At 60.4% G+C, this 12,771-nt stretch carries 14 protein-coding genes; 10 read left to right on the top strand and 4 right to left on the bottom strand.

Features of this window, described 5'->3' with window-relative positions:
- Positions 1-471, bottom strand: a complete 471-nt coding sequence (locus WBK19_RS01240) for a hypothetical protein (RefSeq protein WP_511286195.1) — start codon at positions 469-471, stop codon at positions 1-3.
- Between the two features lie 132 nt (positions 472-603).
- Complete coding sequence (locus tag WBK19_RS01235) at positions 604-1,569, bottom strand: alpha/beta fold hydrolase (protein ID WP_511286193.1); 966 nt, start codon at positions 1,567-1,569, stop codon at positions 604-606.
- 205 nt (positions 1,570-1,774) lie between these two features.
- Here WBK19_RS01235 and pqqA point away from each other — a divergent pair, with 205 nt between their 5' ends.
- From pqqA to pqqE, 5 genes are read left to right on the top strand one after another with little or no spacing between them, the layout of a single operon-like run.
- Complete coding sequence (pqqA, locus tag WBK19_RS01230) at positions 1,775-1,849, top strand: pyrroloquinoline quinone precursor peptide PqqA (RefSeq protein ID WP_511286281.1); 75 nt, start codon at positions 1,775-1,777, stop codon at positions 1,847-1,849.
- A gap of 51 nt (positions 1,850-1,900) precedes the next feature.
- Entirely contained in the window at positions 1,901-2,821 is a 921-nt protein-coding gene (gene pqqB, locus WBK19_RS01225) for a pyrroloquinoline quinone biosynthesis protein PqqB (protein WP_511286191.1), read from the top strand.
- A gap of 15 nt (positions 2,822-2,836) precedes the next feature.
- Complete coding sequence (gene pqqC / locus WBK19_RS01220; protein ID WP_511286189.1) at positions 2,837-3,628, top strand: pyrroloquinoline-quinone synthase PqqC; 792 nt, start codon at positions 2,837-2,839, stop codon at positions 3,626-3,628.
- Positions 3,628-3,903 (top strand): pyrroloquinoline quinone biosynthesis peptide chaperone PqqD, encoded by a 276-nt coding sequence (gene pqqD / locus WBK19_RS01215; RefSeq protein WP_511286187.1) that lies wholly within the window; start codon positions 3,628-3,630, stop codon positions 3,901-3,903. Before pqqC ends, pqqD begins: the two co-directional genes overlap by 1 nt.
- Positions 3,900-5,045, top strand: a complete 1,146-nt coding sequence (gene pqqE / locus WBK19_RS01210) for a pyrroloquinoline quinone biosynthesis protein PqqE (RefSeq protein ID WP_511286186.1) — start codon at positions 3,900-3,902, stop codon at positions 5,043-5,045. Before pqqD ends, pqqE begins: the two co-directional genes overlap by 4 nt.
- Positions 5,046-5,159: 114 nt before the next feature.
- Here the strand turns inward: pqqE and WBK19_RS01205 are convergent, their stop codons facing one another.
- On the bottom strand, positions 5,160-6,059 hold the full coding sequence (locus tag WBK19_RS01205) for a LysR family transcriptional regulator (protein ID WP_511286184.1): 900 nt from the start codon (positions 6,057-6,059) through the stop codon (positions 5,160-5,162).
- 112 nt (positions 6,060-6,171) lie between these two features.
- On the opposite strand from WBK19_RS01205, the gene WBK19_RS01200 reads away from it, so the two are divergent.
- The 4 genes from WBK19_RS01200 to WBK19_RS01185 all read left to right on the top strand — a co-directional run bounded on the left by WBK19_RS01200 (position 6,172) and on the right by WBK19_RS01185 (position 10,293).
- Positions 6,172-7,338 carry a mandelate racemase/muconate lactonizing enzyme family protein gene (locus WBK19_RS01200; RefSeq protein WP_511286182.1) on the top strand — a complete coding sequence of 389 codons (1,167 nt, stop codon included), beginning with the start codon at positions 6,172-6,174 and terminating at the stop codon, positions 7,336-7,338.
- 392 nt (positions 7,339-7,730) lie between these two features.
- Complete coding sequence (gene acsA / locus WBK19_RS01195; RefSeq protein WP_511286180.1) at positions 7,731-9,497, top strand: acetate--CoA ligase; 1,767 nt, start codon at positions 7,731-7,733, stop codon at positions 9,495-9,497.
- Positions 9,494-9,760: an acyl carrier protein gene (locus tag WBK19_RS01190; protein ID WP_511286178.1), complete on the top strand. Its 267-nt coding sequence runs from the start codon at positions 9,494-9,496 to the stop codon at positions 9,758-9,760. The genes acsA and WBK19_RS01190 overlap by 4 nt, the downstream gene beginning before the upstream one ends.
- 5 nt (positions 9,761-9,765) lie before the next feature.
- Entirely contained in the window at positions 9,766-10,293 is a 528-nt protein-coding gene (locus tag WBK19_RS01185) for a GNAT family N-acetyltransferase (RefSeq protein WP_511286176.1), read from the top strand.
- Between the two features lie 92 nt (positions 10,294-10,385).
- On the opposite strand, the gene WBK19_RS01180 is transcribed toward WBK19_RS01185, so the two are convergent.
- Complete coding sequence (locus tag WBK19_RS01180) at positions 10,386-11,246, bottom strand: bile acid:sodium symporter family protein (RefSeq protein ID WP_511286174.1); 861 nt, start codon at positions 11,244-11,246, stop codon at positions 10,386-10,388.
- Positions 11,247-11,644: 398 nt separating this feature from the next.
- Here WBK19_RS01180 and WBK19_RS01175 point away from each other — a divergent pair, with 398 nt between their 5' ends.
- Positions 11,645-12,760 (top strand): porin, encoded by a 1,116-nt coding sequence (locus WBK19_RS01175; protein ID WP_511286172.1) that lies wholly within the window; start codon positions 11,645-11,647, stop codon positions 12,758-12,760.
- The last annotated feature ends 11 nt before the right edge of the window (positions 12,761-12,771 follow it).

Genomic DNA, 12,771 nt, shown 5'->3' with positions numbered 1-12,771 from the left:
CTATTTCTCGCGGCTTGAGCGCGAGCTTTTGGCGCGAGCCGGTGACTTTGCCGGCGCCGGCTCTTCAACGGCTTCAGGAGGCGTTTTCGCCAACTCGTTGATTTCGTCGAGCAGCGCCTTCTTTCGCGCGGCGAGTTCCATGTACCGGGCGTGAGTCTGGCTGATCTCGCGGTCGTAGGCATGCAGGCGGTCCTGCTTTTCGAGCTGGCGGCGAGCGTTTTCGTTGAAATCGATCGATACCTGGCCATCGGGGTTGCCACCCTGCGCCGAAAATCCCTGGACCGCCGGCGGCTGGCGCTCACGCAGTTCGTTGCGACGCAACTCCTGGGCCATTTCGAACTGTTGGTACATCGATTGCTGTTCCTCATGCAACTGACTGTATTCGGCCTTCAGTTCCAGCAGGCGAGGATTCGTGTCAGCGAAGGCGCAGGCAGCACCGGACAACAGCAAGATCGAGAGCAAGTTTTTCAAGGTACTGCCTCCAGTTGAATCAAGGCGACGCAGCTAAATGCCTCCTGATTCCGAGAGGCATACATTGCTCCGATATGATGACAGGAAGGCTGTTTTTCAAGATCGCGACGAGATTTTTGTCGCAGTCCCGGATCAGGGTGTGAACCGTCCAAGCGCCGCAAAGGATTCGACCAGCCCAAGTGTCGCTGCCAGCATGGCCGGAGCATAGGGATCGTGCCCGACGTCCTGGACCCAGGTGCAGCCGGCATTCTGCAGTTTCTCCAGCAAGACGGTCGACGCGCTGGCCGGACAAACGTGATCGGACAGGCCTTGCACAACATGGATCGGCACGTTCACCGCCGCGACGCGCTCGGCAGCGGCCAGCACGCCGCCTTCCGGAATGAAGCAGTTGTGGCCGAAATAATGGAGTTGCAGGCAGTAGCGCAGCTGCAGCAAATCGATATCGGCCGGTCTCAAGTCCCGGCTCGGCGTTCTGGCCAGGGCGCACTCCCAGACATGCCAGGCGGCGACGTGCGCCGCCAATGCTGATGGTGGCGTACTGCGGAAGCACTCAGTCAGCCAGCGCAGCATGGCGCCCGGCGCTTCCGGCGCGCCGAGCGCTGCCCAGCGTTGCCACGCTTCTGGATGGTGCAGGCGGGCGCCGCCAAAGAACCAGTCGAGATCAGCCACCCGCGCCAGGAAAGGGTTGCGCAGCAGCAGAGCGCTGAGCTGCCCGGGATGCGCGGCGGCGTACAGAATACCGAGCGTGGCACCCCACGAACCGCCCATCACCAGCCAGCGATCAATACCCAGATGCCGGCGCAAAACCTCGATGTCGTCGATCAACACAGACGTCGTGTTTTCTTCGCAGCATCCGACCGGCAGGCTTTTCCCGGCACCGCGCTGGTCAAGCAGGATGACGTGATAGCGCTCGGGATCGAAGAAGCCGGCCATCAGCGGCGAGCAGCCGGAACCCGGGCCGCCGTGCAGGATCAGCACCGGAATGCCCGTCGGCGCGCCACGCTCTTCATGGTAAAGACGATGGCCGCCAGAGACTGGCAACCAGCCGCTATCGAACGGCGGTGACGGGCAATACAGTGCGGAGGGAGAGGCAGTCATGCCGGCCATTCTAACCACCGCCAACGCCCGCCAGACGAGCGCTAGCCGAATCTCATGAAAATCACGATGGCCACTTCATGATTCCCCCGGGGCGCCAAATCGGCTGCCACGCGATAGTTCATTCCAGTCCGCCGCATCGCTGAAAACGGCGGACAACCGGCAGACTGTGCCGCCGGACATTCAATCCATAACGGAGACTATCGAAATGAAATGGGACACCCCGACCGCTTGTGACTTCCGCTTCGGCTTCGAAATCACGATGTACATCGCCGCCCGCTAAGGGACCCGCCGTCATCGCGGCCCCGGCTGGCGATGACGGCTCCACTCAATCATGAAACTGATCATTCTCGGCGCCTCCGCCGGTGGCGGCTTTCCGCAGTGGAACTGCAACTGCCGCAATTGCGCCGGCCTGCGCGACGGCAGCGTCCGCGCCAAACCGCGCACCCAGTCATCGATCTGCGTCAGCGCCGACGACGGCCAGGACTGGACCCTGCTCAACGCCTCGCCCGACATCCTGCAACAGATCAAGGCGACGCCTGAACTGCAGCCCAACCGCGCCCTGCGCGACACCGGCATCGGCGGCACCCTCCTCGTCGATGGCCAGATCGACCACGCCACAGGCCTCTTCATGCTGCGCGAGCAGAAATCCAGGATGCCCCTGTGGTGCGCCGAGCCGGTCTACGAAGACTTGACCACCGGCAACCCGGTGCTGCGCGTGCTTGAGCACTATTGCGGTGTCGACCGCCACGACATCCCGCTCGACGGCACGCCCTTTGCCATGCCCGGGGTGCCAGGCATCGAATTCTCCGTGCTGCCGCTGTCCAGCAAGGCGGCGCCCTACTCGCCGCACCGCGAAGCCTCGGTGGATGGCGACAATGTTGGTGTAAGCATCACCGATCTGGCGAGCGGCGCCAAGCTGTTCTACGCCCCCGGCCTCGGCGCCCGCACGCCGGAAGTCTTCGCCCGCATGGCCGAAGCTGATTGCGTGATGGTCGACGGTACCTTCTGGACGGACGACGAAATGATCGCTGCCGGCCTGTCCACCAAGACCGCCCGCGACATCGGCCACCTGCCGCAATCCGGCTCCGGCGGCATGATGGACTGGCTGGATGAATTGCCGAAACACGTGCGCAAAATCCTCATCCACATCAACAACACCAATCCCATCCTCGACGAAAACTCACCGCAGCGCGCCGAACTGACCCGGCGCGGCATCGAGGTCGCCGAAGACGGCACCCGCATCACCATCTAACAAAGAGAGACAACCATGATCCGAGCCGACATCCTTGCCGAATCCCACGACGCCGACGACGGCCGCCCGGCCTGGAGCCGCGAGGAGTTCGAAGCGCAGCTGCGCGAAAACGGCAAGGCCTATCACATCCATCATCCGTTCAACGTCATGCTCAACACCGGCCACGCCACGCCCGAGCAGATCCGTGGCTGGGTCGCCAACCGCTACTACTATCAGATCGCCATTCCGGTGAAGGACGCAGCGATCATGGCCAACTGCCCGGACCGCGAAGTACGCCGCGGCTGGGTGCAGCGCATCCTCGACCATGACGGCTTCGAATACGGCCTGCCGAATGGCGAAAAAATGCTCGACGCCGGCGGCATCGAAGCCTGGATACGCCTCGGCGAATCCGTCGGCCTGAGGCGCGAGGAAATCGTCGACCTGCGCCATGTGCTGCCCGGCGTGCGCTTCGCCGTCGACGCCTACATCAACTTCGCCCGCCGCGCCCCGTGGCAGGAGGCCGTCTGCTCGTCGCTGACCGAACTGTTCGCCCCGGTCATCCACCTGCAGCGCCTGGCCACCTGGCCCGGCCACTACCCGTGGATCGAGTCGTCCGGCCTGCAGTATTTCCGCAACCGGACCAGCCAGGCGCCGCGCGACGTGATTCAGGGCCTCAATGTCACACTCGACTATTTCCGCACCCGCGCCATGCAGGAACGCGCCGTGCAGATTCTCAAGTTCAAGCTCGACATCCTGTGGTCGATGAATGACGTCATGGGCCAGCACTACGGCACCAACGGGGTCACCGCCGAACGGAAAGTCGCCTGATGGACGGCACGCCGCGCCTCGGCCACGGCTTCCGCTTTCAGTGGGAGCCGGCGCAGCAATGCCACGTGCTGCTCTACCCGGAAGGCATGATCAAGCTCAACCAGAGCGGCGGCGAAATCCTCGCCCGCTGCGATGGCCAGCGCGACATCGCGGCCATCGTTGCCGATCTTGAAGCGGCCTTTTCAACCAGCGGTTTGCGCAGCGACGTCGAAGCCTTTCTCGCCATGGCTGTCGAAAAACGCTGGCTGAAACTGGAAACGGGAGCCAAAGCATGAACGCCCCGGCCAAGATCGGCCCGCCGATGTGGCTGCTCGCCGAAGTCACCTACCGCTGCCCGCTGCACTGCGTGTTCTGCTACAACCCGGTCGATTTCGCCAAACACGAAACCGAACTGAGCACTGAAGACTGGTTGCGCGTGCTGCGCGAAGGGCGCGAGCTCGGCGCCGTGCAATGCGGCTTTTCCGGCGGCGAACCGCTGCTGCGCGACGATTTGGAAATCCTCATCGGCGAAGCCCGCCAGCTCGGCTACTACACCAACCTGATCACCTCCGGCGTCGGCCTGACCGAAGCGCGACTCGATGCCTTCAAGGCGGCCGGCCTCGATCACATCCAGCTGTCCTTCCAGGATTCGACCAAAGAGGTCAACGATTTCCTAACCCATACCCGCACCTTCGACCTCAAGCAGAAGGTCGGCGAAATGATCAAGGCGCGCGGCTGGCCGATGGTCATGAACGTCGTCATCCATCGCCTGAACATCGACCACATCGGCCGCATCATCGAGATGGCTGATGCCCTCGGCGCCGAATACCTGGAACTGGCCAACGCCCAGTATTACTCTTGGGCGCTGCTCAACCGCGACCAGCTCATGCCGTCGCGCGAGCAACTGCGCCGCGCCGAAGCCATCACCGACGAATGGAAGGCCAAACTCGCCGAGCGCATGCGCATCCTCTTCGTCGTTCCCGACTACCACGAAGGCAAGCCGAAGAAATGCATGAACGGCTGGGGTGACGTCTTCCTCACTGTGACGCCGGACGGCACTGCCCTACCCTGCCACACCGCCCGCATGCTGCCCGGCCTGAGTTTCCCGAACGTCCGCGACAGCAGCCTGCACGACATCTGGTACGAATCGGACGGCTTCAACCACTACCGCGGCACCGGCTGGATGAAACAGCCCTGCCGCGACTGCGACCACAAGGAAGAAGACCTGGGCGGCTGCCGCTGCCAAGCCTACCTGCTGGCCGGCGACGCCGACGCGGCCGACCCCGTCTGCCCGAAAAGCCCGCACCACAAAATCGTCAGCAGCGCGCTGGAAAATGCTGAAAACCCGGACCGCCAGACACAGCCACTCATTTTCCGCGATCCAAAGGAAAGCCGGCGACTGATCAAGGAATCCGAAGCGTCAGAATCAAATGCTTGATAGGCCAGTTGGCCATTCCCACGGTCAACCGGGTTTACTACGTGAAACGTAAAAAAAAGGCCAAATTTGAAATGGGGTTTCCCTGGTCGCAAACGAGAGACAGGAGGTCGTTGCTTACCTATCCGTTGCTAGCTGATCAACCAGGAAATTTATGAATGTGCGCGCCCTAGCCGCCAGATTCTGTTTGCTCGGGTAGTAAACGTACAGATCAGCACTCGGCAAAGAAAACTCCGGAAGAATTCGCCTCAGGCGGCCGCTATCAAGATACTTGGCCAAATCCCATTCTGAACGAATAACAATCCCCTGACCGTCGAGCGCCCAGCCGAGAACGATGTCCCCATCATTGCTGGAGAGTGCGCCATGAACCTTGACGACCTCCGTCCGACCATCCTGTATGAAGCGCCAAACGCCATAAGCGTCGTCGTTCTGCCGGTGCACAATGCAGCGGTGGCTGGCCAGATCCTCCAGCTTTTTGGGGGTGCCCTTTTGTTCCAGATAGAGCGGCGAAGCGCAAATATAGCGCCGGTTCGACATGATTCGCCGGGCATTGATTCGGTTATCGGGTAGCTCGCCGAATCGGATCGCCAGATCGAATCCCATATCAATCAGATCAATCGGTCGATCCGTGACTTCAAGCTGGATTTCGACATCGGGGTATCTTGCCGTGAAGGTCGAGACCAACGGTGCAATCACGGTCCGACCAAATCCGAGCGGCGCATTGACGCGCAGTAAGCCGCGTGGCGCCTGCCTGCTGCTGGAAACAATATCGTCCATTTCCTGCAGCTCTGCCAAAAGGCGTGTTGCATGCAGCAGGTAGATCTCGCCTTCGCTGGTCAGGCTGATCCTGCGTGTATTGCGATTGACGAGCCTGACACCGAGGCGCTCTTCGATCGCAGCCAGGCGCATGGTCGCGGCGGGAGGTGTGATGTCGAGAGCACGGGCGGCCGCCGACAGGCTGCCATGTCGCGCCATCAGCACAAAGAATTCAAGTTCGGAGGAGCTGGCAGTTTTCAAAAAAACTTAATAGTGATGTCAGTTGGCGTGAAACACGGGCCGGGAGCTTCAACTTACTCTTTGATCACCGGGGCTGAATGGTCTGCCCTGAAAACCAACAGGAGACGCTTCCATGAGAATAGTTGATATCCGCGAGAAAACTGTACCGATCAGCTCGCCGATCCGCAATGCTTATATTGATTTCAGCAAGATGACGCTGAGTGTTGTTGCCGTCGTCACCGACGTAATTCGTGATGGCAAGCCGGTCATCGGCTACGGCTTCAATTCGAACGGCCGCTACGGTCAGGGCGTCCTGATGCGCGAACGCTTCATCCCGCGTTTGCTGGAAGCCGAGCCAGAGAGCCTGGTTGACTCCACAGGCAACAACCTGAACCCGCACAAGATCTGGAACTGCATGTTCACCAACGAAAAGCCGGGCGGCCATGGTGAGCGTTCGGTGGCTATTGGCACCATCGATATGGCCATCTGGGATGCGGTCGCTAAGATCGAAGGCAAGCCGCTCTTCCAACTGCTGGCCGAGCGCTATGGCAACGGCACGCCGGATCGTCGCATTTTTGTCTATGCCGCCGGTGGCTACTACTACCCGGGCCAGGATCACCAGAAGCTCAAGGACGAGATGCGCAGCTACATTGATCGCGGCTATACCGTGGTCAAAAAGAAAATCGGTGGCGCCTCCCTGGACGAAGACCTGCGCCGCATCGATTCGATTCTGAGCGTGCTGCAAGATGGCCAGAAGCTGGCCGTCGATGCCAATGGGCGCTTCGACCTTGATACCGCCATCCAGTACGCCAAGGCGCTCTCCCAGTACGACCTGTTCTGGTACGAGGAGCCGGGTGATCCGCTGGACTTCGAACTGCAAGCCACGCTGCGCAACTACTACGACAAGCCGATGGCGACCGGCGAGGACCTCTTCTCGATGCAGGATGCGCGCAACCTGATCCGCTACGGTGGTATGCGCGCCGACCGCGACTGGCTGCAATTTGACTGTGCCCTGAGCTACGGCCTGGTCGAATACCTGCGCACGCTGGATATGCTCAAGGAGCATGGCTGGTCACCGAGCCGTTGCATTCCGCACGGTGGACACCAGATGTCCTTGAATATTGCGGCAGGCCTGGGCTTGGGCGGCAATGAATCCTACCCGGATCTCTTCCAGCCCTACGGTGGTTTCCCGGATGGAGTGAAGGTTGATAACGGCTACGTCACCTTGCCGGACCTGCCTGGCATTGGCTTCGAAGGCAAATCAGACCTCTATCAAGAGATGCTGAAGCTGACCGCGTAAGCAACCGGACGTTATAGCGCCGCCCTAGGTCAGATCAGGGCGGCGCTATAACGCTTCAAGAACAAGGACTGTGGCCAACGTCGAAGATACCTGTTCACGGAATAATCTACTGTTTTTGACCGATGCCCCACCCAAAAAGCACCGCAGCAATCCCAAGCCAACGCCCGACCATTCCTGCGGTTAACCGGGTTTACTACGTGAAACGTAAAAAACGCCCGAATTTGAAATGGCGACTTCCCGGATCTCAATGGTGGCGAGGCACACGTCACGATGGCGGCGTCGCTCACCATCACGTCCAAGCGTTCTTCATTTCGCGCCCGCTTGAGCCGCATCATTGCGGATAGCGACAGCGCAGCGCAGAATCGGGCGGCATACCTCCTGCGGAATCCCCGATGAAGCCGGCGTTAATTCGAAAACAGTTTGCTGATGCGCGTACCGCCGGTGACAAGACCGGCGATGCTGCGTTCTCCTGGGCAGACATTGGTCGTGAACTTGGCGTCGCCCCCGATGGCGAGATCAACATTGCCCAGTTGGCCGTCGACCGGCACGCCCATTCGGCCCATGCCGATAAAACAGCCTTCCGCTTCCTGGGCGCCGACGGCAGCACCCGCGACGTCAGCTATCGCGAACTTGCCGAGCTGACTGACCGTTTCGGCAATGCGCTCAAGGCGCTCGGCGTGGCGAAAGGTGATTGCGTTTTCGTGCTCTGCGGGCGCATCTGCGAGCTTTATGTTGCGGTGCTCGGCGCGCTCAAGATCGGCGCCGTGGTCTCGCCGCTGTTTCAGTCCTTCGGCCCAGAGCCGATTCGCAGCCGCATCGCCCAGGCAACCGGCAAGGTCCTGGTCACCACGGCCAGCGCCTATCAGCGCAAGGTCGCGGCACTTCGCCCGGAGCTCCCTTCGCTCCAGCATGTTCTGCTGGTCGATGACCTCGGCACCGGCGCATTTGCGGATACGCTGGACCTCCACGCCCTGCTCCGCGCCGCCCCGGATACCCCGACGCTGGTGCCGACCGGCCCGGAAGACCCGGCCCTGCTGCATTTCACGAGCGGCACGACCGGCCTGCCGAAGGGGGCCATCCACGTCCACGGCGCCGTCCTGACGCACTACGCCACGGCGCGGACCGCACTCGACCTGCGGCCGGATGACGTGTTCTGGTGCACGGCCGATCCGGGCTGGGTGACGGGCACCTCTTACGGCATCATTGCCCCGCTGGTCTTGGGCGTGACGAGCATCGTCGACGAGGCCGATTTCGACCCGCTGCGCTGGATTCACATTCTCGAAAACGAGCGGGTCAATGTCTGGTACACCGCGCCAACGGCGATCCGGCTGCTCATGAAAGCCGGCCCGGAACTGTTTGCCGGCCACCGTTTTCCCGATTTGCGCTTCATCGCGAGTGTCGGCGAGGCGCTCAACCCGGAAGCGGTGTGCTGGGGCCCGGAAGCGTTTGGCCAGCCGATCCACGACAACTGGTGGCAGAGCGAAACCGGCGGCATCATGATCGCCAACACGGCCGCGCTGGACATCAAGCCCGGATCGATGGGCCGCCCGCTGCCGGGCATCACCGCCCATGTCGTTCGCCACCAGGCGGGCAAGCCAGTCACGGTAATCGAGACGCCCGACATGGTCGGCGAACTGGCGCTGGAAACCGGCTGGCCGTCAATGTTTCGCGGCTATCTCGGCCAGCCTGAGCGCTACCGCGACTGCTTTGCCGGCAATCTCTACCTGACCGGCGATCTGGTGCGGCGCGATGCCGATGGCTACTTCTGGTTCGTCGGCCGCAGCGACGATGTGATCAAGTCGTCCGGCCATCTGATCGGCTCGTTCGAGGTCGAGAGCGTATTGATGGAACACCCGGCGGTCGCCGAAGCCGGCGTCATCGGTAAGCCCGATGCGCTGGCCGGCGAGGTGATCAAGGCCTTCGTCGTCCTCAAGCAGCAGATCGAGCCGAGCGAAGAGCTGCGTCTGGAACTGATGGGCCACGCCCGTCGGCGGCTCGGGGCAGCGGTGGCACCGAAGGAAATTGCATTCGCGCCAGCGCTGCCACATACTCGAAGTGGAAAAATCATGCGCCGGCTCCTCAAGGCAAGGGAACTCGGACTGCCCGAAGGGGACAGTTCGACACTGGAACAAGCCGAGGCGCAGGGGGAAAAAAAATGAGTCAGCAGCAAGAACAAATCCGCACGGCAGTGCTCGCCATCGTCAAGCGCCTGGCCCCGGAAGTCGATCCGACGAAGATCATCGCCGACAAGCCCCTGCGCACCCAGATCGATCTGGATTCGATGGACTGGCTCAACGTGCTGGCCGCCATCCACGAGAAGCTGGGCGTCGACATTCCCGAATCCGACTACGGCAAGGTTCAGACGCTGGACAGCATCGTCGCCTACCTGGCCGGGAAAATCCCCGCCGATTCGCTGGAGTAAAGGCCGTGGCCGACTATCCAGCCGAACTCGTCCGCAACCGTTTTCTGTTCGATGGCAGCCCGGTCACCATCCGCCCCATCCGCGCCGATGACAAGCCGATGGAACAGGATTTCGTCCAGCATCTTTCCGCCGACTCGCGCTACAAGCGCTTCATGTCGACGCTCAAGGAACTGCCACCCGGCAAGCTCAAGTACCTGACTGAAATCGACTACGTCCGCCATCTGGCGCTAGTCGCCATCATCCAGCGCGACGGGCAGGACGTCGAGATCGGCGTGGCGCGCTACGTCGCCAACCCGAATGGCGAGGATTGCGAGTTCGCCATCGCCATCGACGACGCGTGGCACGGCAGCGGCGTCGCCGGCATCCTGATGCTGACGCTGATCGACGCCGCCCGGACGCGCGGCATGAAAAAGATGGAAGCCTTCATCCTTTCGTCCAACGACAAGATGATCAAGTTCGCCCGCCAGCTCGGCTTCGACGTCCGCCGCGACGCCGACGACCCGGGCATGATGCACGCCGTGCGCTCGCTGTAAAAACGCGGTCATCAGCGCTTGCCACGGTCAACCGGAAAAAACGGCCAAAATTCAAATCCGCCGAAAATAAACGGCGAGACAAGCCACGCACGTCAGGATTCGACTTTCGAATACCCCCGGTGATTTTTGTATAAATAGGCATTCAACAGGGTGGTCGAAAAGATAACGGGCACGTAAAGAATGATGGCGCCGGACAATTCGGGTTTATTGAGAATCGAATTGGCCATCAGCAAAGCCAGCGGCACGTTGTGGATGCTGACCTCGTTGGCAATGGCAAATCCGAAATCGTCTGCCAGATTCGATAGTCTCGACGCATACACACCGAGAAAAACCATGGCTATCGAAAACACGACCAGGGCGGGAATCGCATCCTGATAACCGGCATAGACGGCATCCCTATTCACAACCAGAATGATCAGAATCGTTCCGACCAGCAAAAACAAGGTGCTGTGGTGCGTGGCCTGACGTATCCGCTGAACGGCGCGCGGCGCAAACTGGTTAAGGGTGATGCCGATCACAATCGGAATAAGGATGATGAATAACAAGTGATTCACCGTGTCGGCAAAAGGAAGCGCCAAACCGCTGTCTTTTCCCGAAATCAGAATAAAGCCCAAATCCGCAATCAGCGGTGCGGTAAAGACGCAAAGTAGACCGTTGATCACCGTCAGGGATATTGAAAGATCGATCCGGGCCTTGGCGTAATGGACGATGGCGTTGGCCACCGGCCCGCCCGGGCTGGCAGCAATCAGGATGATCGCCAAGGCGACTTCCGGCGAATCCTTCAGAAACCGCGCGATCCCGAAGGCCACGAGCGGGACGCCGACGTTTTGAATCAATAGTCCGACGAAAATCGGTCGGGGCGAGCGCATCAAGCGAAGCCACTGGGCACACGAGAAATCCAGGCCTATGCAAAACATCATCATGAAGACACAGGCCGAGAGCAAGGTTTGCAAATCGCGATTCCTCGAATAGTCCGTATTCACGGGCCGGGTTGATAGTTCCTCTCAAGGGTCGCCCCTGCATTGACCCATGTGCCGGCCCGCATGGATGGCGGCAATCGGTTGGGAATCGAGCAACCTTAGGCCTATCAAGTCTCCAAATCGAATACCTAAAGCGAAACACGTCGATACCTAAAAGGTATTGAAACAGAAGACTCCAATACCACGATTTTCAACCAATCGCAATCCGTTACGGAGAATTTTTCATTCGTTTCACCAGGCGGCACAGCCATTGGTTAAACATTGTGCAACGCATTTCGCTGACTAGTATTGCACTACCTGCACAGCAGGAAATCAATCAGCCCGCAGCAACAAGACAGTGCTGAACGTCGAATCCAATGGAGGAGTTTTTAATGCGAAAAAAATTATTCGCCCTGGCCGTGGCGACCGTGCCGATCGGTCAGGCGCTGGCTCAATCGAATGTCCAAATCTATGGACTGGCCGATGTGGCCTACGTCAACACCAATTACGGGGGCAACAAGAAAACCCAAAATGCCATCGACTCCACGGTGCTCGATGGCTCGCACATCGGCTTTCGCGGTTCGGAGGATCTCGGCAACGATTTGAAGGCCATTTTTGCTCTGGAGTATCGGGTCGATCTGGATAGCAACACCGGCATCGGCTCGGACAATCCAACCCGGGTGGTCGCCCGCCAGCAATATGTCGGCTTGACCGGCGGATTCGGTACGCTGGTTGCCGGCCGCCTCCAGGCAGCGGTTTTCCAATGGCTGGGCGGCCTGGGCCCGGCGACGGAACTGGTCGGATCGCCAGCCCTTGGCGCCCACCACCTGGTCGGCATGAACGGCGGATTTTTCAGCGCCACGGGACGTTTAAACAATGCCATTGGCTATACATCTCCCGCCTATGCCGGAATAACGGTCGGTCTGGCGCATGGCCGACTGACGGAAAGAGCGTCAATCACCGGCAATTCCGATTCGGCGATCAATCAGGCCGCCATCAGTTACAAAAATGGTCCGTTCACTGCGGGGTTTGCCTGGTCGAGAGCATCCGATTGGACTCTGGGCGAGACGGGAACGCTCGGCCCCGGATATATCGTCGGCACGACAAGCGCGCCCACCGTCGATGGCATCTCCGCGGGATATGGCCGCAGTATTCAGGGCCATGCGCTGACGGAAATCGGACTCCGTGCCGGCTACGATTTCGGGGTCGTGAAGGTCATGGCGATCCACCAGACCATGGACAATTTTGCGCCGACGGCGATGCGAAATTACAAAGACAAGAAGAACGTCATTTCGGTGGTCGTCCCCGTTTCGACCGGAAAGATTGTCGGCGAATACGCCAAGGCCAACATGGAGTCCCTGCCCGACGCCAAGGCCTACACCTTGATGTATCAACACAATCTGTCCAAGCGCTCAGCACTGTACGGTGCCTTCGCCAGATTCGACTCGGCTGGTCCCGCCACCTCCGACTACAACCGATTTGCTTTCGGAATGCTCCACCGATTCTGACAGCAGGCATC

Source organism: Azonexus sp., assembly GCF_049652925.1.
GTDB lineage: Bacteria > Pseudomonadota > Gammaproteobacteria > Burkholderiales > Rhodocyclaceae > Azonexus.
The sequence above is the reverse complement of the archived record's forward strand: the minus strand, read 5'-3'. Positions and strand labels throughout refer to the sequence as shown.

Bases quoted from the DNA above. Each gene is read 5' to 3' on its own strand.
- WBK19_RS01235 (WP_511286193.1), bottom strand. From the start codon at position 1,569: ATGACTGCCTCTCCCTCCGCACTGTATTGCCCGTCACCGCCGTTCGAT.
- pqqB (WP_511286191.1), top strand. From the start codon at position 1,901: ATGAAACTGATCATTCTCGGCGCCTCCGCCGGTGGCGGCTTTCCGCAG.
- pqqC (WP_511286189.1), top strand. From the start codon at position 2,837: ATGATCCGAGCCGACATCCTTGCCGAATCCCACGACGCCGACGACGGC.
- pqqD (WP_511286187.1), top strand. From the start codon at position 3,628: ATGGACGGCACGCCGCGCCTCGGCCACGGCTTCCGCTTTCAGTGGGAG.
- pqqE (WP_511286186.1), top strand. From the start codon at position 3,900: ATGAACGCCCCGGCCAAGATCGGCCCGCCGATGTGGCTGCTCGCCGAA.
- WBK19_RS01200 (WP_511286182.1), top strand. From the start codon at position 6,172: ATGAGAATAGTTGATATCCGCGAGAAAACTGTACCGATCAGCTCGCCG.
- acsA (WP_511286180.1), top strand. From the start codon at position 7,731: ATGAAGCCGGCGTTAATTCGAAAACAGTTTGCTGATGCGCGTACCGCC.
- WBK19_RS01190 (WP_511286178.1), top strand. From the start codon at position 9,494: ATGAGTCAGCAGCAAGAACAAATCCGCACGGCAGTGCTCGCCATCGTC.
- WBK19_RS01175 (WP_511286172.1), top strand. From the start codon at position 11,645: ATGCGAAAAAAATTATTCGCCCTGGCCGTGGCGACCGTGCCGATCGGT.